This window comes from Lentimonas sp. CC4, from assembly GCF_902728235.1.
Classification (GTDB): Bacteria; Verrucomicrobiota; Verrucomicrobiia; order Opitutales; family Coraliomargaritaceae; genus Lentimonas.
In genome coordinates this window covers 605,680-630,525 of sequence record NZ_CACVBO010000001.1, presented here as the reverse complement: position 1 = coordinate 630,525, position 24,846 = coordinate 605,680, and the positions used below count along the sequence as shown (strand labels likewise).

Below are 24,846 nucleotides of genomic sequence, written 5' to 3'. Positions count from 1 at the left end.
GCGTTGATTAGACTTACTCGATCTCACCAGCTTGGCTGACTGCTTTGGCTTGCTCGAATTTCTCACTCATCGTGGGGTTCTTGCGCGTGAGCTTTTTCACTGTCACGTCTTGGGCTTTGTCGTTTGCGAGGCGTAGATTGTTCTCCGACTTCAAAAGTGCATCTCTCGTTTTCTGTAGGTGACTGATCGATTTATCGATTTCAGAAACTGCTGTCTGGAATTGTCTGGAGGCTAGATCGTAGTTCCTGCCAAATTTCGATTTAAAATCTTCTAAATCTGCCTCGAAGTTCGTCACGTCGATGTTCTGGGATTTCACCAGTGCGAGTTCGTTTTTGTAGCTCAGGGCATTCATCGCGGCATCCCTCAGTAATGTAATCATCGGGATGAAGAACTGTGGTCGGATGACATACATCTTTTCGTAGCGGTAGGACACATCTACGATCCCTGAGTTGTAGAGTTCGTTCTCGGGTTCTAGGAGCGAGACGAGGATAGCGTATTCGCAGCCTTTCTCGTTGCGGTCTTTGTCCAGCTCTTTGAAGAAGTCTTCATTCTTCTTTTTCGTGGCCGTGGTATCGTTCTCATTCTTCATCTCGAACATGATGGAAACGATCTCGGTTCCAGTCTCGTCATTGTCCTTAAAGACGTAGTCACCCTTACTCCCAGAGCTGGCATCGTTGTCTTTCTCGAAATAGGCTCTCGGGAATGCGGTGGAACGGATGCGATTGAACTCCGTTTCGCAGTGTTGCTCAAGTGTTTCGCCGACCATCTTCGTTGAGAGTTTGGCCTTAAATTCCTTAAGACGTTCAATTTCCCCATCTCGGTCTTTTAGGCGAACTTCATACTGATCCGTAATGGCCTTCTCAGCGACCTGTTTTTCTAGGGCGGCTTGGTCTAGGTTGTGTTTGAGTGTGTCTCGCTCTTTCTCAACCACACCCACCGCTTCAGTAATTGCCAGCTTCTGGCTAATTTCCTTGGCTTCGAGCTGACCTTTGAGCTCTTGGAGTTCCTGCTGCTTTTCAATGCCAGCAAGCTTCGTGGCGTTCTCGCCATCGGCTTTGACTTGTTGTAATTGATTAGCGAGGTCGCTTTTTTCTTTTTCCAAGCTGGTAACGGCGTCTTTGACGGCCAACTCCTGAATCGTCCTCCCCGCATCCAACTGAGCTTTGAGTTCCTGGATAATTGCCTTCTGCTCCTGAAGCTCTGTCCGCAATACGCTACTGACCTTTTGTTCGGTTAGCTCGACGGCACTGGCCTTGTCCCTCTCCGCCTGCTCGAAGGCATTCTGAGTTTCCTGCTTTGCTTGCTTCAGCTGATTCAAGAGGTCGTCACGCTCCTTTTCAACTGTTGTCACCGCATTAGTCACCGCGAACTGCTGCTCGGTTTTCCCTGCTTCCAGCAGGACCTTCAGCTCTTTGATCGTTGCTTCTTTTTCCTGCGACTCAGCCTTAAGCTCGGTGCTAAGCTTTGCCTTCGCGAGCTCCACGGCATCGTCCTTTTGTTTCGCAGCGAGTTCCAGCCGTTCGTGCAACTGTGCGTCGAACTCCTTATCACGGACTTGCTTTAGGAGATCAGCGTATCCGGTCTCATCGATCTTGAATGCTTTACCACAGTGAGGGCAGGAAATTTCGTTCATAAAATTCTAAAGAATAAATTTAAGGGGTTGTAGTTGCTTGCTGGATCAGCTTCTCAAGATAACTGTCCTTGTCGTCGTCCATGAAGAGAACATGCCGGTCTTCGAGCTCTTGTTTGCTTACCTTGCCTTTGACGTTGAGTAGGTCCTCGAAGCTGGTGCCAGATAGGATGAAGGCATTGAGCGTCAGTGTTGGGTCTTTGAGTTCCTTTTCGACGTTCTTGACCTCTCGGTAGAGTTGTAGCTTGGGATGCGCCAGGTCGATATTACGGATGCCCTTTGGATCAACAAAGTTGAGCCACTGCTGACCGGTCTCTTCGTCGACCAGCCAGAGCAGGAAGTCGGGATAGAAATTGCCTGCGGTCGCAAAGCCGAGACCTCTGCCTTTGCTGTCGGCATTTCTCAGTAGGTAAAGACTGCGTCCTTTGAGCGCTTCCTCGCCTTTCTTGGTCTGATAGAAGGTCTCCAGATCCTTCACGAAGCGAACTTCGCTCTCAGCATCAAAGGCAATGGGGCGGAGCTTCAGAGGCACGCCCTTTGGATCTTCGATATGCAACAGCGGATAATAGAGGTGACGATCAAAGCAAATGGCGACCATTTGATTCGGTGCACTCCTTGAGGCATCGGCTAGCTTCTTCTCTGCTATTAACTTTTGTAGGACTTCCAAGCGTTGCAGGTAGACCTGCCCTTCGCTGCTGTCTTCGATTTCGAAGTGATACAGCTTGAGCATCGAGCTATGATCTTCATCCATCGCGATGACCTCATAGAATTGGCCTTCATAGGCATTTTTGAGCGCCTTGTAGAATCGATCTGTATAATCAACCAGAAGCTGCGTGAGGATTCGTTGCTGCTTAAAGACATCGCTGTAGCGCGTGACCTGCATCTCTTTGGCCGGGGCATACAGCGTATACCAGCTATTACGCGCAAAGCAGAAGGCCCTAAGGCGCTCTTTCGATACACGTAAATTACTCCAGCTACGTTGTAATTTGTAGTCTTGGACCGCCATGAAGAGTTGATCCCAATTGAAATGCTCCATCACTTCAGTTGAAAGCTTCGCTTCGCTTCGGGCCTCCTTCTTAGACGCACTCCCTTTGGATGTGCTACTCAATGCTTCGATGCGCGGATACAGATCCACGACCACATGCGGCATTTTGATCTTTGGCTGCTTCGTCTTTGCATCCATGAAAGCCGCAGGCACCTCGTAGAGGTCGGGGTAGTGTTTACGTTTAAAGCCGTTCTTCTGATTATCTTTGTATCCGTCTTTCAGCCCCAGTGTCTTGAGCTGATTACTGGGTAGATTGGCTTTAGTTGGGAAATCGAGCTCCAGGATCTCATCCGTCGGCGTGATGCCTTCTTCTTTGAGATAGTCCTTAAACTTGGCCATGTAGTTGGCGCGGACACCGAAGATATTGAGCGTCTCCAATTTATCCAAGTGTAGGCCTTTGGGGCGCTCTGTCACAGATGTCCGCTTCAGTGAGAAGTTGCTCCCTTTGAGGCGGACGCCTCGACCAAAGAGCTGGATGATTTGGGAACCTTCGCCAGTGCCCATGTTTAGAAGGCCCATGGTAGAGACACGCCAACTACTCCAGCCTTCGGTGAACTTACGCGAGCCGATCAACACGTTGAGTGGACTATCCTTGCGATTGATCGACTTGAAGAGCGCTCCGCCGAACTCATCGGATTCCGTATCAAAGATCTCGTCACTGTTGTTGTCGGCCAGTGTGTGAAACTTCGAGTCATCCCCAACGTTGATCAGGCCGAACGGTTCTGCATCACCGACTCGCAGCGCTAATTCGCCCTTACTGCGTTTCAGATTCACCAGTTTGAGCCGCTGAGGTGCATCCGCATTAAAGAGGCGCTTCAAGATGTCCTTGTAAACTTCGGCGGCATCGCGCCCCATCATTGGTAAGAAACGTTGATGGAAGATATTGTTACCTTTTGCGTCGAGAATTCGCGTTTTGTTTGCAATCAAATCCGCAATCCAAGGCACCATTTGCTTCGGAGTATTGAGGAAATCGCCAAGGAATTTGGTAACGGTCAAAATGTCGGAGTCGTCATCGTTGACCTTATTGCCCACGAATACCCACAGCGGCTTTTCAATATTATAATCGGTGAGCGCTAGCTTCTTGGTCTCCCATAGCCAGAGCTGCTGATAGAAGCTCAATAAGCAGGCGGTGAAATAGAGCTTCTGATCATCGTCTTCCTTGTCCTCTTTGAGGTTAAGAATCAGGAACTCTTTACCGTAGCCGTCTTCGTAAAAATATTTGTAGGAGTAGTCGAAGAGCGTGCACTTGGCGTAGGTTTCACGCGTCGCATTGTTACGTGCTCTCTGGCGATCCTCATTCGTGAGCGTAACCTTTGCAATGTCCTCCTTCGGAATCTCGCTGAGCTTAGTCGTGCCATGAATCGTCTTTGCCTTGGTTTTACGAATTTCATCCTCCGCCTTTTCGACGGTCGGCCCTTTACCCACTGCTTGTCCGAATGTGGCAGAATACTCGAAGGCGAAACCATTCGAGACGAGTGCACTGCGACGACGCATCCAAGCTCCTGCTTCTTTGCCGGTGCCTCGGTGGCCTTCGTCAACCAGCACCAAGTTATTGCCCTCAAACGCATCCACCGCGACGGTCTTATCGCCCATGGTGTCACCGAGTTTATTGATGTCGATGACTTCGATGGTGCCCTTAAAGTCGGGCTTACTGTCTTTCTCAAAAAGTTTAGTGAAGCCAAAGCCTGATTGCTGAGCCTCTTCAAGGTGCTGCTTGGATAGTCCCTCATTAGGAGTCAGCAGAATGATCTTATCCGGGTAGACCCCGTCGCGACCATCTTGGAAATAGTGCAGGTATTGCTTGATATTGACATGCAGTAGCAGCGTTTTGCCGCTACCTGTGGCATTCCAAAACGCGATCTTGTTGAGATCATCGGCCACAAATGGCTGAAAGAGAATCTGCCCTTCATCGCTGTGGAATTGATCCAGTGCTTCGTTGAGCCCATCCAGCAACTGCTGTTTGCGGTTAAAATACCAATCTAGATAAATCTCAGTAAAGAGCAGCGAGAGATACTGGAAGTATTTCATCTGCAACACGTGGCCTTCGATCTTGTTACGGGCACTCGTTATTTCATCCCAATAGGTGACGATATTGAAATCATAACGCCGCAACTCATCCTCACTGATGCGGTCGATATTGAAAAGGTTGCCCGTCAGCTCATGGAAGAACAGCGACTGCCCGTCTTCGTGTAGGCCTTCATAGCGATCCTCGCCGAGGCGTAGCTTGAGCTTTTGAATACTGTCTCCGTTGAAGAAGCCGAGTAGCCAGCGATTGAGGACCAAGTCCTGGTGGAAGCTACGCTTCTTTTTCGATGTGCGTTTTACTGCCATTATACGTCCTCCACCTCAAACATGCGTTGCAAAAACTCGGGCTCGATCTGGCGAAGTTTTAAGCTACGACTGATGCCGCCTTCATCTTCGGCTTCTTGTGTGACCGATGGGATGTTGTGGTCGCCGTTGATGTAGACGACGTCGTATTCGCTATCCTTCGGATTGATCTGTAGCTTTTCGCAGAGCTTGTTGAGTGCGTCGTAATCCACTTGCTCACAATCCCGCCAAAGCACGAGGCAACGCTCTTCGCTCGGTAGGGTGCCTTCGACCGTGACATAGCCGCGCTCAAACTGACCATCGATGTGCTTCACGCGCAGGCCGATCAGGTAGTTGAAGGTCTCGACGAGGTCGACTTTCTGTGTCGTGAACGCACCCGCTGAGTCGGCCGCAATTTTGAGCGTATAATCAAACGGCTTCTTAAAGTCGTCGACTGAGAGCAGCGAGCCTTGGCTTTCGACGTCCAACATATAGTTGAGCAGATAGTCGTCTTTTAGCTCATCAGTGAAAAGTTCCCCTGCTTCATTGCGCTTGAGCTGGAGATTGTTCAGTGTGTCTTCGTAGGATTCTAAGCGGATGTATTTGAAGCAGTGGGAAATGCCTGAATTGCGGGTAGTTGGCATGCCTTTTTTCCACTCTGCAGAATAAACGATTTTTTGGATCCTAGATTTTAGAACTCCATCAAAATGATGTCCCATTTCGTTTAGAATATACTTACGATTACCTCCGTCGCATCTATTCAATTCAATAACAGCATGGCCAGTTGTTCCAGAGCCCGCGAAATAATCTAGCGTGATTGAGTCTTTGTTAGATGCACCGGCAACATAAATTGAGTCCCTTACAGCGTGGATGGATTTCGGATATGAAAAAGGATTTTCTTTGTATATACTCTTCAATAATGAGGACCCATGCTCGGTTGAGGAGTGTTTCGCGTCGAACCATGAGGACATACATGCAACACCAGCGTCGTTGGGCCTTCTTTTATAATAAACGTAATCCCTTCCTTTTCTGTCTGGCCTAACCGCGAGTTCGTCCATCGAGGTGAGCACAGTAGTATGACTCCATCTCCAAGTTTTTTCGTCCCCGTCATCATTTGTAGGCCAAGTTACCTGCTCGCAGTCTCTCGGCTTCTGTAAAATTATCCAATTTTCATCTTCCTTATCCCAACTCATTTTAGGAATGATAATCTTACCCCCATCTATGTATATAGGGTAGTATAATGCGCGTCTTTTACCTCGATCAGAGTTTGACCCTTCTCTGCGTAAGTTTCGCCATTCAAAAGCTCCATTTGAGTCTCTTTTATTGAATCTAGCCATCTGCTCATCAGTTGCAGGCATGCGACCAATTAGCGACGTTGAGTCAGCACCCACAAAGTGAACGTATTCATGAGAGACGGAATAACCTGTTTTCATTGGACGCCCTGAAGGATTAGACCTTACCGCGATAGTTCCGAGTTCACAGTTCTGATATAATTCAGAAAGAATAAATGATAGTTCTCGGCTTTGCTCATCGTCAATTGCAACCGCAGTCACACCACCAGTTTTTAGCAAGTGTTTTGTCTCTTCTAGCCGGTTGTGCATCAGAGTCTGCCATGTTGAACTTTTGTATCCGTTCTTATAGATGATTGGTGATGCATCAGTATTGTAAGGCGGGTCAATATAGACACAGTCCAGTGTATTCGAATACCTGGAACTCAGTAATTTTAAGCAATGAAAATTCTCCGATTGAATTAATAACCCATCGGAAGTTTCATCAACATTTTCAAGTTTCCCCAGAAGCTCATACTTGAAGTTAACATTGAAATTCTTAGTGTCGATTAAGAGATATTTGTTAGCTTTTAAAAAATTAATAGAAAGTGGATTATCATATGCCACTTCACCGAGTTCTTCCCCCTTTATCTCATCAATCGCAAAGAGCTTAACCCATTCTTCACGCTGTGTGCCATTCGCTGCTATCTCAGGATATAACTCTTCGGGCACTCGATCCAAGGTGATGCAATAGTTGGTCTCGACGACGAACTTCTTTTTCAGCCATAACTTCTTCTGGAAGTCTTCAATTTGCGCGAGGAAGCGAATGAGTTCCTGCCCGATAGCACGGAAGCATTGAATCATCCGTAGGTTCTTTTCGATATCGGCAAACTTCTCCGCATCCTGCACATCGTCGAGATGCATGACCTCGTTCTTGATGTAGAAATCAAGTTCGTTGCTGAGGAAGCCACTCAAATCCTTATGGATAAAATAGTCCGATGAATTCTTTGAAGTATAGTCGGTTAGATTCTTTTCGAGCACGGTGCGCTGCGGGTTCTTCTCCGTCGGTTTGCGGGCGCTCAGATCGAGCCAGCGCGCTTTAACTGCCGCATCGTCGAAGACACGTTTGAGCGCAGTTGCGATCAGGGCTTCTTGCTTGGTCTTTTTGTCGACGGGGATGTATTCGAAACATAGCACCAGCTCAGTGCTTGTTTCGCCACCTTCGATGACTTCACATTCTTCGATTGGCACGATAGTCTCTGCGTATTCCTCACCTTCGTCATCGGTGCGCACGACTGTTTTGGATTCCACTAGAGCAAAGCAGCGATCCTTATCGTTATCCTTACGATTGTCCTTCGCAGTGTCGGCAGAAACCAAGCGAAAGTGCACCTTGCGCCCGTCGTCGAGCTTGAAGGTATAGTTGGAGAAATTCTCGCCGCTCTTGATGTAATACTGATCCTTGTTGGCCCAGTGGAGCATCACCTCTTCGCCAGAATAAGGGATGGCGTAGGTGTCTCCCTTATAGCGACGCTGGCTAATGAAGTCGGCCTTGTGGTAGTAGCGAGGAAAGAAGGTCAGTAGGTGCGAGAATACGGCGTTCTCGTGCTCGGCATTGGTGGCGGCACCCTTATCCAGTGCTGTCAATTGCTGGCCGAGGTCACTGGCTAGTGCGTCGGCATCTGTCAGCTCGCCCGCATCGTCAAAGGCGCGTTTACCAAACTCGTCACGGATTTGCGCGATGAGGTCGGCTCGTTTGCTATCCGCGTCCGCATTCTGGCGTTTACCGATCTCGGTCTCCACCTTTTCACGGAGCGTGTTCTTCAGGTAGTCGTCGATCTGCTCGGCCCGCTGGTTGATGATGCGGTAGATGCCGAAGTCCAGGTCGGGCTTATCGATCTGGAAGATCTCACGTAATTTTTTAACAAGGTCGTCGTATTTGCTCATGGCGGTAAAGTTTAGTGCTGTTTGGCTTGGGAGGGAATTATGAGGTTCTCTCTATTTTTTGGGTCTTTTGGATTTGAGAACCAAACATCTCGTGCAAAGGGAGAAGTTTCTGGATCATATCTGTCGAGGCAAGATTGCACCTCTTCGTCGGTTATTTGACTCCAGTTTGTGGCGCTAAATAAGCCACTGGGCTGCTCAAACTTAACTAAAATCGCATCAGCTTCTTTGCGGGTAAAGCGTCGTTGAGGCATAGCCTTGTAGTGCTCACGATATTCCTCGATTGTGCAGTCTATTCCGTTGTTGTTAGCATTATCCCAGACTCTTTCTCCAGATTCGATCCAGGCATGCTGGCCGAAGCTTGTTACGCCATGAACGAGTCTTACCGGAGGTTTGTCTATTCGATCTTCGGTAGGTGATTTTTTGATGTATTCAAGAGCGGCCATATAGCAATTCCCCTTAGTCCAATCCCGGTTGATCTGATCTAGTGGCAATTTCGTTTCTTCGTGATCACTCATACTTGTTCATCCTCTTCTTCAATTGATTCTTCAGGCAGTGCAGGCACTGGTGGATTGTAGTAGGTGTCGGGAGACCAAGTCTTGAGCGCATAGGCGACTAGATCACGTTGTCGCTGCTTGACGGATTCCAATGTCCACTGCGGTTCTTCATTATCTCCGGTTTCAGCGTAGTCCTCCAATTCGCCTTGGCTGAGAAAAGTGGAGTGCTTGTTTAGGTGGACTAGCTTGTCCGTGAAGTCGTATTTACCTTTGGCCGAATTGGCGGAGATGGAGTCGATCACGAGATTGCCGAGCCGATGAGTGGCTACTTCACTGAATTTCGCCTCTTCGTCCTGCTCTTCCCATTGAACCGTCGTCTCGGATACTGGGTTATTTTGAGCTGCGATATGCTCTAGGCTCAATTTGCTCTTTGTGTCCCGTGGATAGAGATACTGCCTCCAGCCGAGGTGCTCAGTTGCTTTGCCGGGTTGACTGCGGAGATGGTTTTCGTAGCGCCACAACAGGTATTGAGCATCCTTGCGATTGCTGTGATACAGACCTGCTCGATTTAAGCCACCTTCGAAGCGATTTTGAATGTCATACCAATAGGATATGGAATGCAGAAAGTTTTGCAGGTCACTGAAAGTGCCTTCAAAGTCACGTGCATGGGTATAAAACTGAGAAAGCCCGGCGTCGGCTCTAAGATTACTAAGCCCATAACCACGCATGGCGTAAACTTCCATCAGGCGACAGCATAACTGAAAGTCTGTTTTGCTTGGGGACGAATCTTTGCGATAGGTCTTAATGACCAGTGGCCAGAAGCTAGCCATGCGGTCGAGAAGAACCAGTTCGGCAAACGCGGGGTATTGGTCGCGAAGGTCGAGCACAGCTTGAACTACACGAAAGGTTTCGCGCAGGTTTTCGGAGAATTCTAACACCCAGGCTGTCACGTCCTCACCATCGGGCCGATCTCGAATTGTATGCTTGATCAGTTCTTTCGGGCGACGCCACGTGTCGCCTCCCCAGTTTAAATAAGATGCGCAATGGTAGGATAGAATCGCGTCTTCTGCAGGGGCTTTGCCGATCTGTCCGAGTTGTTCGACAGTTCGGTAGATCTTTGAGAATTCCGTCTGAATGATCTTTAAATTATCATCGGGGTTCTTGGCATGCAGGTAGACCAAGTGCATGAGATAGCTCTTGATCGCTTCTAAGTTGGTGAGTCGTTTGCCTCGGTCGTTTTGTAGTTCGAAAATCTGGGTAGCATCGGCTGCGGTTGCGACCGAATAGACCATTACCTTGGAGCGGGTGAGTGCATCGACTAGGCTGGGCCATTCTGCATCGGTGATTTCAGATTGGAAATAGTCGTAAGCTTCTTTGAGACGCTTGGAAGACGGAGACTCCTCGGACACGTCGCTGTTTGATAACCTTAGGATTTTTGTGCGGAAAAATGAATTGTCCTCTTCGATCGTCTGAAACTTCTGCACTTCCACAGCATCGTCAAAAATGAAGTTGCGACGTAGCAGGGCTGGGTTGACTAGCCCTGAAGATAAGGCACTACGCTCTTTATGCGCATGGAGTGCGGCTGCAATGAAAACGACGGAAGTGGTCAAGCGTTGCTGACCATCAACGACATCGACTCTGTCTGCTTTGGTCGCATGGAGTAGTAGCGTGCCAAGAAAGTAGTCTTTCTCAGGGTTCTTTATTCTGGCTACTGCTTGTTGCCTGAGATCGCTCACAAATGCTTCAAGGTGTGGTTCTTTCTCCCAGGAGTAAGCACGTTGATATTGCGGGATGTTAAATGCTTTAAGCGTGAATTGCGCTTCAAGAGTATCTGTGGAATTTTCCATATAAAATTAAATGACCTGCCAGCGTATCGTGAAGAGTTCTTTGGTGGAGGTTTTCTGAGATAGGCGGTTTTCGAGTTCGGTGATGAGCATATCTCGCTTATCATTGATCTCGTCTTCAACATCGAAGATCTGCTGTCGTTGACGGCGTTGCTTTTTCTCCAGCGATTGGATCTTTTCTTGTAGTTCCTTCTGTTCGGAGAGTGTCTCGGCGAGGCGACTCTGGCGTCGGATCGCTTTGATCTGCTCCTTGGTGTCTTTGATCGCATTTTCCGCCGCTAGAACGGAATCTTCAGCCCATAGCTCTAGACGTTCTCGGGCTTGACCAAAGTGCTGACTGTTGGCTTCCAATGAGCGGTTGATCGTGGCGTCAATATGACGCTGAGATTCTTCATCTAGACGAGACGCAATAGTGATGGGCAGGTTGATTCCTGAAGTCGTTGTGTCACCACCGCAGTTAAAGAGTTTCTCGCACGTTTCTTGGTCGAGTGAGCTGCCGTCTTCCTTGAAAGCAGAGAATAAGAGATACTCCTCTTCTTCGTAGCTTTCGATCTTGAGGCGGTTAAGTCGCAGATAGCCGCTTTGACCTTTGAGGGCGTCCACAAGTGCTAGCTTGGTGGGATGGTTGGTAATATCGAAGACGATTTCGCTGGCCGGAGTGTCTAAGGATTTACCAGCTTCAGTGACCCATTCACCGAGAGGATGTGAGATACGGTAAAGAAAATGACCGTGCTGCTCAGAAGGTGTCTGTTCGGAGGCTTTCTTCTCCTTGCTGATTAAATAGTAGTGCCCAGAGAAGACGTCGTCAGCAGGCGATTGCTTGAGTTTGAAGGAGTGGTCCGCTTCGGTCCAATCGGCTCGGGAACCGATTACGTGCTTGCTCAGGCCCCAGAAGCGGCGGCCAAAGGCGTCGAGTCGGCTCTTGGTGTCGGCCAGCTCCATCTTAAGGCGTGCATGCACATCCTCATCAAAATGCTCGATCAAGGCTTTTTGTGTGTCTGCCATCCGATTCTTGATCGAATCGTCAAGCTCGTCGCGAAGCTTTTGGAAGGCGGTATCGATCTCTTCCGGCGTGCGGCATTCCTGATAGATGGCGAGAATACGCTTCTCGAAATCGACACCACTCTCGATGGTGCCCAGCACATCGTCGGAAGCCCCGAAGACACCATCAAAGAGCAGGAACTTGTCCTGCAGTAGCTGGTGGACGCGTTGGTCAGCTTCGTTTCGGTTGTTGATGAAATTGATGACCACTACGTCGTGCTTCTGGCCGTAACGGTGGCAGCGGCCAATGCGTTGCTCGATACGTTGTGGATTCCAAGGCAGGTCGTAATTAACAATCTGCGAGCAGAACTGCATATTCACGCCCTCGGCGGCAGCTTCGGTGGCGATCAAAATAGATGCGTTGTCGCGAAAGTGCTCGATAATCGCGGTGCGGGCATCCACTGCCCGTGAGCCGGAGGCTCGGCCCGTGTCACGATTCTTCTCGATCCAGTTCTCATAGATCGCCTTAGCTTCAGGTCCAGAGTTGGTGCCGTTGAACAGGGCGACTTGCCCGGCGTAGCCGTTGGCTTCCAGATAGGCCTTGAGGCCTTCCTGTGTTCGGCGGGATTCGGTAAAGATCAACGCCTTATGAGCAGCACCCATCTCGGACATGTTTTTGAAGCCCGCAGCCAAGGCTTGCACCAATGCTTTGGTCTTAGTCTCCGTGCCGATCAAACGAGCCCATTTTACCAAGGCTTCGAGCTCCTTAATCTCTTCAGACAGCTTTTTGATGTTAAGCGCGGGCAGTGCTTCTTTATCTTCGTTCTGTTCAGCTTCAATATCGTCGATGATCTCATCGAGTAGCTCGTCTTCCAGATCATCGTCTTCAATGATCTGCGCGGGGAGGCTCATTTCAGCGATCTTGCCGTCGCGCAGGTCCACCAAGCGCTGGATCATGGTCTCCAAAGTGCCAGCAATGGCGTCCACCGAGGAAGCGAGGAGCTTGCGCATGATGAGGATCGTCAAGTGGCGGCGCTGTCTCGGGATCGCGTAGCTCTCTTCGCGTTGGAGAAACGCGGAAACCGCGTCGTAGAATTTCTGCTCGTTGTCTGTCGGGTTGAATGGACGGGTGATCGGCCGACGCTTGGTGTAGCTGACATATTCAGTGACCTGGTTGCGCAGCGTGCGCTTGCAAAAACCACTGAGCCGTTGGCGTAGCTCAGGTATGTCACCGCCTGCGTTGACATACTGCGAGCGGAACGCGGCCACGTCGCCAAAAATCATGTCATCGATCAGCGTAGACAGCCCATAGAGCTCCAAGAGGGAGTTCTGCAACGGGGTAGCCGTAAGTAGGATCTTCTTACGGTCTTCCACGGCCCAGCGAATCCCTTGCCCGAGTTTATTACTGGGACGGTAGGCATTGCGCAGTTTGTGGGCTTCGTCGATCACGACCAGATCCCAGTCGATGCTGCGAATTTCCTCCTTGTAGCGATTGGCGAAGTGATAGGACACGACAATCACCTCTTTGGCGTCGAACGGACGCGGGTTCCCTTCCTTCTGACGTGTCTTATAAGCTTTCGCATCAAAAACGGTGCAGGGAAGGTTGAATTTTTCCTCCATTTCCAATGCCCATTGCTTGCGAATCGCAGCCGGGCCAATGATCAGAATGCGGCGTTTACGCTCGGCCCAGAGTTGGCAGAGGATGATGCCCGCTTCGATCGTCTTTCCCAGACCGACTTCGTCCGCTAGTATGACACCCTTAGACAGTGGCGAGTTGAGAGCAAAGAGCGCAGCCTCAATTTGGTGCGGATTCAAGTCTACCTGAGCATCAAACAGCGCCCGTGATAAACGCCCAATACCTTCGACGTTTTTCGACGTCAGCTCGTGAGCATAATATTTGGCGTGGTAGTCTGTAAGTGCGTTTACCATTACCCCAGCTCTCCAATCAATCTACTCAATTTAACTATTTTAACGTTCGCTACTCTATCAGCATATTGAAGCACCTCTTTCGCTATATCATCAGGAACCACGACGACCACCTGGTCACAGGGCAGTTCTGCACGGAAGAGACGAGCCGAGGTAATGGTTCGATCCCAGTCGCGCGTCGGATTCGATTTGCATTCGACTGCGATGCTTGGGCTGCCGGGGATGAAGAAATCGCAGATGATATCCTGATTCTGATGTGGTCCCTGAAATTCAATGTCAGCGTCAGTCAGCGCCGTAGCCACGGATTCGCGAAAAGCGATACTCTGCGACTTCGCCTGTAGATAGCGACGCACGCGATCTTCCTCAACTCGGTCATACACACCTTGATCGACCTGCGCTTTCTCATCGCTCAGTTCATCCTGAATACGTGCATACGCTGCGATCAACTGCTGCTGCTCCTTCGGAGTGCTGCACAGCTCCTCAATGATACGAGTCAAGTTCGCCTGCCGCGGTTTAGTGACCCCCTGGACGATCTTAGATAGTGACGTTTCACTCAGATTAATACGTCCAGCAAACTCCTTTGCGGTGATACCACGATCCATCAAAAGGAGCTTTATAGTATTACCGAAGGATTTCATTGATGCCACGTTAGGAGATAGAACCCGCGGGACAAGAGAAAATTAAACGAATTTAACTTAAAATGGCGACTAATACTCAAATAAAGGACAGCACATCTTTTGCTTCTCATAAAACCCATTGCACGAACTTCACCAGCAACCACGCGATCAGCCACAATGTTAGAGCAATTACAATGACCCCGATCACGCGACGAGCTGGCAATGGGATTTGATGCCTTCGACGGGGCAGGGGAGAACAAGCATTCGATTCGTAAACTGCAATATACTGTTGAACCACCTGTTCTGGATAGATGACAGGTTGCCCCTCCTGAATTCGCGCTGAGAACCGCTCAATTTCATCCTGAGAGAGCAAGTGATCCGTCAAGATGGTCGACTTGGCCTTATCCTCGGAGAGAACTGGAATGAAGCCACAACTAGGGCAAGTCACCAGCGCTCCAAATTTGATTGAGCCACATTTTATACATGCTGCGACTGTCATAATAATTTCATAACGTGAATCACGAATGGGCGATGGCTCGACGCGATAGATCGTCACCTCTTGCAATTTTAAGTAGCCACTGGATTAGCTCTGGAGTGAAGTAGTCCAATTGCTCTAGCACGCGTCTCTGTTCATCTAGATCTGACAATTTCAGCCACTGCTCTTTAGAGGTCTCAATCTTGCTGATTCCATGTTTAGTGAGGCTCCATTTCCCACGCTCCGGGCTATCAACTTCGCCATCCTCGAATAGATCCTTCCGCTTCCAGCATAAATCATTCCTCCAGATTTCTTCTCGATCAGAGTCGCGACGGCGCTCCATTTCCTCTTCCGGGATTTGGATGAAGCGCTTTCTAATCATGAAATTTAACACCTGATTTTTTGTAGGCTGATCGCAGCCCTTATGCCGTAAAACATATAGGGCGACTCGTAACGCGAAGCGTTGTTGACGTGCTTTATGCATAAGATTCCTCCTTTACTGGTATGACTGTGACCAAAACGATCTCCCCGACGCTCTTCTCGAAGATGTAATAGAAATTACCATAGCGCAGATCGACGCATTCCGAAGTCTCCGCTGGCATATTCGCTAGGACCCAACGATCTGGGCGCTTGATCCGTTTAATATTCTGCCCCAAATGCCAGGCGCGTTGAGCATTGCGAGATGCGGCACGGCGGCCAAGGCCAACCCGCTCATGCATCCGCCGAAATGCATGACGTGAAATATTCAGCACCGTGCTCATAGTCCCTCCAATGCGGCTGAAAGGCTCTCCATACTTTCCCGAGCGCAAGTCATGCGCCAAACGCCTCGCTCTAATTCCTCAAGAATGAGATCATCGCCGGCTTTCAACTCCCATTGATCGTAATACGCTTTAACGCGACCTCGCTCCTTTAAACGATTTCCTGGCTCCACTACCGTCGTATCGAAAGGCGCGCCATCAGAAGTTTGGATGCGCATCGGCTCACCAACTCGAATCAATCCTAGTTTCTTAGCCTTTGTTAAGGTCAGTAAACTTTGTTTGATCATACCATCGGTCAACTTAACCGTAATCTGCCTCAGGCCGGAACTAGGACTCAGATGATTCTCATCGCACTCAATCAGTCCCTCTTGCTCGCGCACCCGATCATAGCGCAGGCCGACCTCTTCCTGCAGTTTATCGATCAATTTGAGCTCGTCTGAAAGCTCCAACAAGTAGCGGCCATAATTCATATCATCAGCCTCTGCGAACTTCTCCTCCAAATCACTGTGCATTTTTTGGAAGGCTTCCTTAATTTCTAGAATGTTAATTCTTATGTCTTTCATGCCTTAATAATTACAAGAAACACGGCAATGTCAATTTATGTTTAACAAATAATGACATTTAACATTTATGAGGAGTTTCAGATCTTCAGCTGCAGGGGGATTTAGAGCTAAAGTGTGAGCTAGCCCTCACTGATACAGTATGTCCGAACTGTCAGATATAATTCTGAGAATGGGTGCATTCGCAAACAATCAGCCTCCTTGATCGACAAAGTTGAACGATTAAATCAACTTTAGAGCCATGAAAACGCTGACGCGCACAAAGCTTTACGAGAAGATCTGGACGACGCCTATAACCAGGCTTTCCAAGGAATTCGGGATTTCAGATGTGGGACTAGCCAAGACCTGCACAAAATACGACATCCCTCGGCCACCGCGTGGCTACTGGGCTCGGATCGCTGCGGGGTATCAGGACAAGCAGACTCCACTCCCGAAGGCCGACGATGTAACCATTGAATTTGATGTTGAAGCAAACAAACGCCGCCGATCTGCAATTAAGAAGCAACAGGAATTCGAGTCGCAACAGGCAGAAGCCTTTAAACCAGTGATCGAACAAGCAAAGAACATGACCCATCCGCTCGCCGAGCGATTTCTAAAGTTTATCGAGAAGGAGAAGCCCGACCAAAATGGTCTAGTTACAATGAAACGGCTGAAATTACCTGAAATTGAAATCGCCGCTGAAGCGATCCCTCGGGTGGTTGAATTCCTCAGCCTGATCGCCTTTGCTCTAGCTGAACACAAAGTGAAAATCGGTAAAAATCTCTCGAACGATACATTACTATTTGAGCGGGATGACTTCGGGGTAGGCCTCAAGATTTCCCAAGCCCTCATAAAGGGAGAACGTGAGCCAACACTAGAGCAGAAAAAGAACCCGAGTTGGACGTGGAATCTCACAACTTATACACCATCAGAAAAGTTAGTGGTAGTGCTACATTCCGCCAATCGTATCTACGGCACCAAGAAATGGACCGAATCCAATGCCAACAGTATCACGGACTTGGCTCCAAAGATCGCTACCCGAATTGAATCACTACTCGCAGGCTATGAACAAGAGCGGTTAAATGAGATTCAACGAGAGAAGGATCGAGCAGCTCAGGAAATACGCGCCGAAAAGAACAGACGGATACAGCGACGCTTGAAGCACATCGAGGGTGTTAAAGCAGGACGTGCCCGAGAGCTCATTCGAGCTTCGATGCTGTGGAAGGAATACCAGCAAGTAACTGAATTCATTAATGAATGTGAGCTTCGATGGTCTGAGGCTCGATCGCCGAAGCAGCAGGAATGGTTGAACTGGGCGAAGGAAGTTGCCGACAGTATCAGCCCTTTTAATTCGGGATATCCAAATCCAGACAAACATGGAGTCTTTGACGAGAGCACGGTTGAAGAGGATGGCTACTATTCGGATGAGGCTGCATTCATCCAGAAAACTCAGTTAATCAAAGATATTCAAAAGCTCACTGAGAAACGTGGATACGGCTACTCCTCTTGGTAGCTCCTTTGAGTCCCCGCTCAAGTGCCATCTCATTCATTTCTCGCCAAAGGTGATCGTCGCACCCGTAGATCAAATGCTTCATCCTCGCCGTATTGCAGAGTTTCCAAATCTTTTCGAAAGGAGCAGCTCCCGATGTATACATTAGGAGTCGAATCACCTGAACAATGTATTTGGCCCCATAAGAGCATAATCCCTTCCTTGTGCTACGAAAGGAATCATCACTGGGGTTCCAACGTGCTCCGGCATCGAGCAACATTCGCATGCAAGTAAGTGACTGCTCCTGTTCTTTGTCCTTGTTGCGATACCAACCAAAATCATAGAACTCCGACCTGACGAAATATTCAAGGTTCGGGCAGGACTGTGAATCCGAATAATTCAATTGGTCAGGTGTCATCTTTTTGACGATCCGCTCAAGGATTTCAGGCTCATGCCTAAAACTTAGACCTTCCAACAATCGCGATCGGTCGACTCCTTTTGAATCAATCTTAATGGTCTCAATAAACTCTAAATCACCTTGGCTATAGGCCTCTTGTATCGCCGTGGTGGTATAAGTATCTTCTTCGACAGACCCAGTGATGCCATCTGGAACTTCACGATTTGGGTCGGCTCCCGCCCACCGCAGCATGATTGTCCACCAGACACGCTTCTCCTTCACTGCGCTTACGAGAGCTTTGGCAATCTGATCCTCCATCTCAGGATACTCGGGGCGGAATGCTTTGTAAATTCGGAGGAGTGGTCGGGCTCGTTTACAGTCGAGCGCGTTAAAAAACGCGTCATGCATGTCAAAGCGCATCCCCAGGGCGAGGAAACGGCGAATGAGATCCTCATCCATGATGGCAATCACTTCATCCAATTCAGCACACTCCCATGGAGCATTATGATCTAATAGTAGGGAAATAAGATCCGCACGTCCCTCTCTTGATGCCTTAAATATGGCATCTCCAAGTTCCTCCTCCGTCCATTTCACACGTTTGAGCAGCAATTCTATTAAAGAGTAGAACCCAACTTCAGTTGCAAACTCCAGCATACTACGGGTTTGCCTAGAATTGTGCGATGATTTGGAGCGGAGTGGCTTGCCGGTCTTTATCCAGTCCTCGGCTTCAGTGAGATTGCCTCGGCGTATCATCGGTCGAAAGCAAGGCGGCTTTGGTTTGGCTGTCTTCTTTTTCGGCATAATTTATATTTCCTCTTGATTAAAAGCCTGACGTGATCATGTTGCAACTCACTGGTGGCTACCGAATCTCGCGGGATTCATTTTTTCCAGGTCGGCGACAACTGACTTTATCCAGTATTTCACTTCCAGTTAAATTCTATGAAAGGATACAAACATGTCAGACCTTACACACGGGTTCAGTGATACCCAATTAAATGATCACTCTGCGTCCGATACGATTGAACGAGTCCTCGAAGAGGCTTCACTTGACGGCCCACTTAAAGACTGCCTCTTAGATGGTTTCAAATCTGAAGTCCGCAAGAATGACCTCGCGAAGTTCGAAGAGGTTTTACGTGCCTCTCTAAGCAAAGGAACCACTGCTGAAGAGCAACTCGCACATTTCATACAGCACTGTCCTTATGAGCGTCGGCTGTTTAAACGTGGTGACGAATTCCGCGATAAGCTTAAAGATGCCATTGAGAATGGCTCTGATGAAGAGTATCGGCAGCTATATCGGGTCATCCTACCTACACCTTTGGGGATCGCGGTGAAAACGCATATCTTTCGATCAAGGCCTCTCCATTTTTTACACTTCTCAATCGGACTGAAACAGCTATATCGGCATGATTACGAAGTAGCGCTTGAGCTTTATGGCGATTCGCCTTTTGAGTTACTCGTTCGCGCTTGGTTGGAGCTAAGTAACGCTGATCGTGAAAGTATCCCAAGGTTTGCTCCGGTTGCCTTATTGGATGAATGCTGGGACTGGCAGCGTTTTGCGACGAAAACTCTAGAGAGCTACACTGAATATCTGAGACGTCTCGCTTTTTATCATGAACAACTAATTGGAGCTGGTTGGTTAGCTGAAGCAAAAGGCTTGGCGTATCACCGCCCCTCGGGCTTTGACCGCAAAACTGATAGGGCGTGGGGTGATGCCGAACGTTATTGCTGGAGCTTGATGGATTGGCAACGGCTACGAGCAGAAAAATTCAAGTCCAATGATGATTGTAAAGAGTTCCTTATGCTTAGCATCTATTTGCGAAAGAGCTTCTTAGAGTCCGATTGCGAGACAGATCTGCTTGATGTTTACATTCGAGATTCGCTTCAAGTATTGCTTGAAGTGATCCAGCAGGGGCGAGTGGAGCGTGACTATCCAGTTGATGTGTTTAATCAGTATGGTGTTGAACGCTCTTTGCATGAACGGTGGTGTTATTCTCCCCATCAGGCGCAGTGGTTCGTCGCGCTTGAGTTAAAGCTAAGAGAAATTGAGGATGCTTCCGAATTGCATGTTCTTAAGTATTTGCTGGAGAGGACGGGAAAATGTTACATTCGGCTTCAGGACAACTTGAACGACGTTCAGCTTGTTGATGATGAATCCAGTCAAGAAGAGGTTGAGTTTGAGCTTCCTGGTCGAGAGGCATGGTTACTTGAGCTTCAACGGATTCAGGCTGCATTTCTTGAGCGTAAGCTTCATCTTGAGGTGGCAGAGGTTGCTGATCTGCTTGAAATAATTTGCCACAGGACGATGCGCGATTTCGCTGAATTAACAGTTAAACTGCAAGTCGCAGATCGCTTGCTTGCACAGATTTGGCTATTTCCCGGGGCAGATCCTACGTTGTCGGATATCGACAAGTCATATCAGGCCCAGCGGTTGCTCATCACCCACGAGCCGGAGAAGCTTCTACGCATCCTGATCCAAGCGTTCCGAAAATCACAGGAGCCCTGTAGCGGTGAGAAGCTCGAATACGGAGCCGGGAGTTCATTATCTGGTATTGAGAATTCTGAGAATCCTGTTCACTGGTTCCTCTCGGTTATTATCAGTAATTGTCTGCGCCTGCCATACGCACGGCAGCAGAAAAGAATGTTTTCTAGTAATTCTAAGGTATTCAGCGATGAAGAAGTTGAAGAGGTTACATACTCGCTTCGCAAAACGATGGCTGAGTATTGCTGGAAGAGCTTACGTTTACGTAAAGGCGAAACTTGCGAGAGTAATCGTTATCAAAATGCGCAATGCACAGAGCCAAATCCGATCTGGAGGCAGGCATACGCGAAGGCATTATCTGAGATCGGATTAGATCTCGGTGGCAGCGTGCACAAGACACTTAATTTTATTCGTAAAAACGACCCAAATGAGAGTGTTTGTGCGGCTGCTGCCGACGCCTATAAGTCAGTGCGTCGCCAGAAGAATTCAGATGAATCTGATCCGATCAAAGGCCTATTGATCGCTTTCTGGTGGCTCAGGCTGGGGCAGCGAACAGCGATGAGCCTAGATGTAGATCCCAGCTCGGCCACACGCACTCGTCGTGATGAACTTAGATATGCAGACCGTGTTGATTCTGTGATCAACATGATACTTTCATAAACTTTTTGGTGTATCGGGGAATGCGTCTCCCCACTCATAGCCTGCAAAGGCCGCCATGTATAAGAACCCAGGCAGAGAGGTCGACTCTTTGCCGCACGGAGAAACTACGCCATGACTACGACAATTGTCCTACCGCAAACGGTAAACCTGCATTTCACGAAATTGTGTAATGCCAAATGCAAATTCTGCTTTGCAGAATACAGTGAACTGACAGGCTCAGTTCGCTTCGAACAGTTCCTCAGAATCATCTCTATGATTGCAGAGGAACCCAACAATGGAACTCAACGAAGAATCAACTTCGTTGGTGGAGAGCCCACGATCATCAAAGAGCTCCCGCTTCTGATTGAACATGCGAAACAATGCGGATTGCGGACTTCAATCGTGAGCAATGGGCTCAAGATGATCCGTGCAGGCATTGATCAGTATGGTGACTTGGATATGATCGGCTTGAGCATCGATAGCCTGCGTCCATCAACGATACGGGAGGTTGGTCGCTATGGGTTCTTCAATGGGACCAAGCTTATTCCTAATTTGGATGACTGGATTCGCTTGTGTCAGAAAATTCATGCCGCCGGCATTGATTTAAAGATCAATACAGTGGTGAACCGCTTAAATCATGATGAAAGCCTTCATGAGCTAATTCAGAAAACTAACCCGAAGAAATGGAAAATCTTCCAAGTCACGCATGTGGTTGGTCAAAATACCGACTCTTACGACGACTGGTCAGTGACTGATTGTGAGTTTGATGCGTTTGTCATGAGACATCAAGATCTTGCATTTGATGGCACTGATATCGTCGTTGAACGTGCAGAATGGATGATTAATTCATACGCGATGATTGGGCCGAATGGGTGTTTCGTCGATGGTGCGAACGGTCATCGCTACAGTAAACCAATTACTGATGTCGGTGTCTCTGCGGCTTGGGCTGATATTCGTTATGACTCTGAGCGCTTCGAATTGCGCAGTCGCTCTGTCACCGGGGCACAACGGGAGGTCGTTGATGTGTAAGCCACGGCTGAAACTCTCCTCACATGCTCAGAACAAACTAAAACTCATTCATTCAAAGCTCAATACTGGCACCAGTTTCGTGAAATTGGGTGGCCGGAAGCTGCATACTCCCGTGAATTGCGGTCTTTGTGTCAGTTTTATTTTGAGCCCAGGTGAACGGGCAATCCTCTGCAGGAAGGAGAATGGTTCGTTCAAGGTTGAGTTTTCAGGGACACACCAGAGCTACGATAGAAAGGTTAGTCGGAATGGAAAAAGGCACCTAAATCACTAAAAAGGAGGCACCTCTTCTCGCTTCAGAGCGGGGGTGCCTTTGGGGCTTTTTTAATGGAAAACTTGTAAATTTCGTTAACTTTGACAAATCCAGAGGATCTGCTTCTATTGTCAGACCATGACGAATCGTAAACGATCAGAGACCTCACTTGCCGATGCAATATTGGAGGCCACTTTAGGGATGGATGACGGTGACTTCACTGTAGAATTTAAACCCGCTCGTGGTGGGAAGGTGATCCGAATTGCAGCCAGGAAATCTGGCGGGGAGCTTGAGTTGTTAAGTCGCTCTGGGCATCGGGATCTTGTGCCTGAAGATACAGATCCTTCGATAGGGACTATGGCGAAGATTGGCTCGGGCGATTCATTGCCTTCTGTTGACCGAGATATGAGCGACGTTCAGGCAGAGTTGCACGCATCATTAGACCCCAGCGAACTCGTGAAGCGAATTGGCCTCAGTCGTGTGACAGTCTCCAATTATCGATCAAAGGGGAAGATTCTAGGCTTAAGAAAAGGCAACCGCTATGTCTTCCCGGCTTGGCAATTGGATAAAACGGGGCAACTACAACCAGTGATGCAGGATATTTTGCGAATTCTCGAAGTGGTCACTAAGGATCCGATAGACCTGTTGATACTGATGATCACTGGCTTGGACTTCTTTAAAGGTAAATCTATCAAGGATTTCCTAATCGCTGGTGACACCGTATCTGCACTACAGGAAGCTCGTATGATTGCGAAAGTGTAGATTCGATCCGGTTTCGGTTATTTCTATAATCTGATACTTCTTAAGCAAAACGTCCCACTTGTTCGTAGAAATGTCTGAGCAACATCCCTCTTCCGAGAAGAGCGTTCGTTTTCGCTTCCACCGCCGCTTGGCTATCTGCCTTTTGCTTGGCGGTCGGGTTGAGCAGATAATCGTTGATTTCCTCGTCTGTCATTACGGGATTCCATGCCGCAAGTTGTTCTCGACTAGCTAACCAGGACGTCTCCGCATAGCAGTTGGCGAAGAGGTAAATCGCTGGACCTTTTTCTTTCGAGCGAATCAGATTTAAATACGCGCCAATAATCGAGGTTCTAACTAGCGAGGGTTTTTGTAGGTAATCGATGGCTGGAATGAATTCATCTTCACTAGATCGCTGTTCTTTCGCTGAGTGGAATTCGAGGAAGATCTTCATGTTGGCAGCGGTCGTCTCCGCGTCTTCTTCGGGGAAGGGCAAAGGGCTATGCTTAGCCACTTCTTCGGCAAGTAACACGACTCCCGAAATCCAGTGGTGTATGGGGAAGATGCTGTCCGATCCAGTTCTGCGGCCATCAGAGCTGATCGTAGCTTTCCCTTGTCTGATCTGTTCGGCCACTTCATGGGCACTGAGGTCTTTCGACCAAGAGCCGTCGATTAATTTTAATTCGTAGGTCATATTTGTAATGTCGCGGATCGTTTAGTGAATTGCCTAATAATAATTAGGCAATCTGCCAGATCAACATAATCTGCGTCAAATAATTCTATCTCAAAAAGGGAGATGTTTTCAGTTTGAGGCTCCCGTTTTAAATCCCTCAGTGATATGGAAAATACTGATATTCATCATGGACGAAAAGTCGGTAGTTTTTGCCTTCCGACTTTATGTGAAATGCGACAGAAAATGATGATATGTGCGAACTCTATGAGTTTCTTATGTCGTGCAACTTGTTTGTCGTCAGTGTTAAAGCGCTGCCTTGCTAAATGCGACAGGGGTTGCTGATAAAATGTAAATAGCGACAAAAAAAGCTTCCAGAGGAAGCTTCATAAACGGTGTTTCCCGAGGGAAATTAGATCATTCTCGCGACATTTTCATGTGAAACATGCGACATAAATCGATGCAATTTACAAAAAGATCGTCCCGTAAAAAACGGGAAGCCGAGAAAAAGCCGACTCCAGCGGTTTCTGTCAAGGCCAGTTTTATTAGATTTTTAGAAATATCTAATATATCGACGTCTCGCAGGTGTCTTAGCGGTGACTGGGGCAGGCTTTTGCAGGAATTGACGAGGTGCATCTTCTCTCCATTTATCTACAGCCCTTTCGCAGGTTTGAGGCCGGTGGACTCTCGAATACTGGAGTCTGGGGTGTCAGCCATGGATGCGTCCTCTTCTACTTCGGTGTGTTCGAGATATTTCTGGTAAAATGTCCCGAGGCTTATGATCTCTTCTGGGCTGAGTTCGAGCTCTTCGGTGAGCATGTGGCTCAGCTCTGCTTTCTTTTTATCTGAAAGTTGCTCGGTTTCCTCGCTGTTGATCAAGGATTGCAGGTCGTCCATCGTCATTTCGGACAGTGGCTTGCTTTCGTAGAGTGCCTGCACCTTCTGCAGGACTTCCACTCGGCTAAATGTCTCTGCGGCATTGCCGTCGGGGGAGGTGAGTTGTGTCACCCAATCAAGTATATAAGGCGTGGCCGCTAAGCATGCGATGAGCATCAATAGGGCGAGCACGGGTCTGATTATAAAACGGATGATCATGTGATGAACGGTCGCTGAAACGAAGAGTCCAAGCCTCTGAATTCTTTGTGAGTTGTCAATCTAGACGCAGGCGGACGTCGTATCCTTAAAAGAGTAGTTAGAAGGTAGAAGGCAGTAGTTAGGAGCTGAAGATCAGTGTATTATGCCCTTGGCTGCGCCCTTCGGTTGCACCCAAGGGCATAATAAAGTGTCGCTGCGCTCGGTAGGCGCCGATCGACAAAGCTCTAAGGAA

17 protein-coding genes are annotated in these 24,846 nt (G+C 48.5%); 4 read left to right on the top strand and 13 right to left on the bottom strand.

The genetic code is table 11. The annotated features are described in order from the left end of the window. Window positions 1-13: 13 nt before the first annotated feature. The 10 genes from GZZ87_RS02730 to GZZ87_RS02685 form a co-directional block, all read right to left on the bottom strand. Window positions 14-1,633, bottom strand: coding sequence for a DUF2130 domain-containing protein (locus GZZ87_RS02730; protein ID WP_244648052.1), 1,620 nt, complete (start codon window positions 1,631-1,633; stop codon window positions 14-16). Between the two features lie 19 nt (window positions 1,634-1,652). Next, the gene (locus tag GZZ87_RS02725; RefSeq protein WP_162027790.1) at window positions 1,653-5,006 is read right to left on the bottom strand and encodes a DEAD/DEAH box helicase family protein; all 3,354 of its coding nucleotides are present in this window, start codon (window positions 5,004-5,006) and stop codon (window positions 1,653-1,655) included. Beyond that, window positions 5,006-8,194, bottom strand: a complete 3,189-nt coding sequence (locus GZZ87_RS02720; protein WP_162027789.1) for a DNA methyltransferase — start codon at window positions 8,192-8,194, stop codon at window positions 5,006-5,008. Before GZZ87_RS02720 ends, GZZ87_RS02725 begins: the two co-directional genes overlap by 1 nt. 11 nt (window positions 8,195-8,205) lie before the next feature. Beyond that, the gene (locus GZZ87_RS02715) at window positions 8,206-8,709 is read right to left on the bottom strand and encodes a hypothetical protein (protein ID WP_162027788.1); all 504 of its coding nucleotides are present in this window, start codon (window positions 8,707-8,709) and stop codon (window positions 8,206-8,208) included. Continuing rightward, complete coding sequence (locus tag GZZ87_RS02710; RefSeq protein WP_162027787.1) at window positions 8,706-10,535, bottom strand: DUF262 domain-containing protein; 1,830 nt, start codon at window positions 10,533-10,535, stop codon at window positions 8,706-8,708. Before GZZ87_RS02710 ends, GZZ87_RS02715 begins: the two co-directional genes overlap by 4 nt. A gap of 6 nt (window positions 10,536-10,541) precedes the next feature. Further along, a complete protein-coding gene (locus GZZ87_RS02705; protein ID WP_162027786.1) occupies window positions 10,542-13,442 on the bottom strand; it encodes an SNF2-related protein in 2,901 nt (966 codons plus the stop codon). Further along, a complete protein-coding gene (locus GZZ87_RS02700; RefSeq protein WP_162027785.1) occupies window positions 13,442-14,077 on the bottom strand; it encodes a helix-turn-helix transcriptional regulator in 636 nt (211 codons plus the stop codon). Before GZZ87_RS02700 ends, GZZ87_RS02705 begins: the two co-directional genes overlap by 1 nt. Before the next feature lie 497 nt (window positions 14,078-14,574). Beyond that, window positions 14,575-15,015 carry a winged helix-turn-helix domain-containing protein gene (locus GZZ87_RS02695; RefSeq protein ID WP_162029823.1) on the bottom strand — a complete coding sequence of 147 codons (441 nt, stop codon included), beginning with the start codon at window positions 15,013-15,015 and terminating at the stop codon, window positions 14,575-14,577. After that, complete coding sequence (locus GZZ87_RS02690) at window positions 15,008-15,292, bottom strand: hypothetical protein (protein ID WP_162027783.1); 285 nt, start codon at window positions 15,290-15,292, stop codon at window positions 15,008-15,010. Before GZZ87_RS02690 ends, GZZ87_RS02695 begins: the two co-directional genes overlap by 8 nt. Then, window positions 15,289-15,852, bottom strand: coding sequence for a hypothetical protein (locus GZZ87_RS02685; protein ID WP_162027782.1), 564 nt, complete (start codon window positions 15,850-15,852; stop codon window positions 15,289-15,291). The genes GZZ87_RS02690 and GZZ87_RS02685 overlap by 4 nt, the downstream gene beginning before the upstream one ends. A gap of 238 nt (window positions 15,853-16,090) precedes the next feature. Here GZZ87_RS02685 and GZZ87_RS02680 point away from each other — a divergent pair, with 238 nt between their 5' ends. Next, complete coding sequence (locus tag GZZ87_RS02680; protein ID WP_162027781.1) at window positions 16,091-17,341, top strand: hypothetical protein; 1,251 nt, start codon at window positions 16,091-16,093, stop codon at window positions 17,339-17,341. Here GZZ87_RS02680 and GZZ87_RS02675 read toward each other — a convergent pair. Continuing rightward, window positions 17,304-18,515: a hypothetical protein gene (locus GZZ87_RS02675; RefSeq protein ID WP_162027780.1), complete on the bottom strand. Its 1,212-nt coding sequence runs from the start codon at window positions 18,513-18,515 to the stop codon at window positions 17,304-17,306. The genes GZZ87_RS02680 and GZZ87_RS02675 overlap by 38 nt on opposite strands. A gap of 154 nt (window positions 18,516-18,669) precedes the next feature. Here GZZ87_RS02675 and GZZ87_RS02670 point away from each other — a divergent pair, with 154 nt between their 5' ends. The 3 genes from GZZ87_RS02670 (at window position 18,670) to GZZ87_RS02660 (ending at window position 22,873) form a co-directional block, all read left to right on the top strand. Further along, window positions 18,670-20,853 carry a hypothetical protein gene (locus GZZ87_RS02670; RefSeq protein WP_162027779.1) on the top strand — a complete coding sequence of 728 codons (2,184 nt, stop codon included), beginning with the start codon at window positions 18,670-18,672 and terminating at the stop codon, window positions 20,851-20,853. Between the two features lie 111 nt (window positions 20,854-20,964). After that, window positions 20,965-21,861, top strand: a complete 897-nt coding sequence (locus GZZ87_RS02665; RefSeq protein ID WP_162027778.1) for a viperin family antiviral radical SAM protein — start codon at window positions 20,965-20,967, stop codon at window positions 21,859-21,861. Window positions 21,862-22,249: 388 nt separating this feature from the next. Continuing rightward, a complete protein-coding gene (locus GZZ87_RS02660; protein ID WP_162027777.1) occupies window positions 22,250-22,873 on the top strand; it encodes a helix-turn-helix domain-containing protein in 624 nt (207 codons plus the stop codon). 40 nt (window positions 22,874-22,913) lie between these two features. On the opposite strand, the gene GZZ87_RS02655 is transcribed toward GZZ87_RS02660, so the two are convergent. Continuing rightward, the gene (locus GZZ87_RS02655; RefSeq protein WP_162027776.1) at window positions 22,914-23,543 is read right to left on the bottom strand and encodes a hypothetical protein; all 630 of its coding nucleotides are present in this window, start codon (window positions 23,541-23,543) and stop codon (window positions 22,914-22,916) included. A gap of 627 nt (window positions 23,544-24,170) precedes the next feature. Beyond that, entirely contained in the window at window positions 24,171-24,614 is a 444-nt protein-coding gene (locus GZZ87_RS02650; RefSeq protein WP_162027775.1) for a hypothetical protein, read from the bottom strand. Window positions 24,615-24,846: the final 232 nt, after the last annotated feature.

What these genes read in the sequence shown, in the direction of transcription:
- GZZ87_RS02730 (WP_244648052.1), bottom strand. Translation starts at nt 1,633, where the DNA reads ATGAACGAAATTTCCTGCCCTCACTGTGGTAAAGCATTCAAGATCGAT.
- GZZ87_RS02725 (WP_162027790.1), bottom strand. Translation starts at nt 5,006, where the DNA reads ATGGCAGTAAAACGCACATCGAAAAAGAAGCGTAGCTTCCACCAGGAC.
- GZZ87_RS02720 (WP_162027789.1), bottom strand. Translation starts at nt 8,194, where the DNA reads ATGAGCAAATACGACGACCTTGTTAAAAAATTACGTGAGATCTTCCAG.
- GZZ87_RS02715 (WP_162027788.1), bottom strand. Translation starts at nt 8,709, where the DNA reads ATGAGTGATCACGAAGAAACGAAATTGCCACTAGATCAGATCAACCGG.
- GZZ87_RS02710 (WP_162027787.1), bottom strand. Translation starts at nt 10,535, where the DNA reads ATGGAAAATTCCACAGATACTCTTGAAGCGCAATTCACGCTTAAAGCA.
- GZZ87_RS02705 (WP_162027786.1), bottom strand. Translation starts at nt 13,442, where the DNA reads ATGGTAAACGCACTTACAGACTACCACGCCAAATATTATGCTCACGAG.
- GZZ87_RS02700 (WP_162027785.1), bottom strand. Translation starts at nt 14,077, where the DNA reads ATGAAATCCTTCGGTAATACTATAAAGCTCCTTTTGATGGATCGTGGT.
- GZZ87_RS02695 (WP_162029823.1), bottom strand. Translation starts at nt 15,015, where the DNA reads ATGCATAAAGCACGTCAACAACGCTTCGCGTTACGAGTCGCCCTATAT.
- GZZ87_RS02690 (WP_162027783.1), bottom strand. Translation starts at nt 15,292, where the DNA reads ATGAGCACGGTGCTGAATATTTCACGTCATGCATTTCGGCGGATGCAT.
- GZZ87_RS02685 (WP_162027782.1), bottom strand. Translation starts at nt 15,852, where the DNA reads ATGAAAGACATAAGAATTAACATTCTAGAAATTAAGGAAGCCTTCCAA.
- GZZ87_RS02680 (WP_162027781.1), top strand. Translation starts at nt 16,091, where the DNA reads ATGAAAACGCTGACGCGCACAAAGCTTTACGAGAAGATCTGGACGACG.
- GZZ87_RS02675 (WP_162027780.1), bottom strand. Translation starts at nt 18,515, where the DNA reads ATGCCGAAAAAGAAGACAGCCAAACCAAAGCCGCCTTGCTTTCGACCG.
- GZZ87_RS02670 (WP_162027779.1), top strand. Translation starts at nt 18,670, where the DNA reads ATGTCAGACCTTACACACGGGTTCAGTGATACCCAATTAAATGATCAC.
- GZZ87_RS02665 (WP_162027778.1), top strand. Translation starts at nt 20,965, where the DNA reads ATGACTACGACAATTGTCCTACCGCAAACGGTAAACCTGCATTTCACG.
- GZZ87_RS02660 (WP_162027777.1), top strand. Translation starts at nt 22,250, where the DNA reads ATGACGAATCGTAAACGATCAGAGACCTCACTTGCCGATGCAATATTG.
- GZZ87_RS02655 (WP_162027776.1), bottom strand. Translation starts at nt 23,543, where the DNA reads ATGACCTACGAATTAAAATTAATCGACGGCTCTTGGTCGAAAGACCTC.
- GZZ87_RS02650 (WP_162027775.1), bottom strand. Translation starts at nt 24,614, where the DNA reads ATGATCATCCGTTTTATAATCAGACCCGTGCTCGCCCTATTGATGCTC.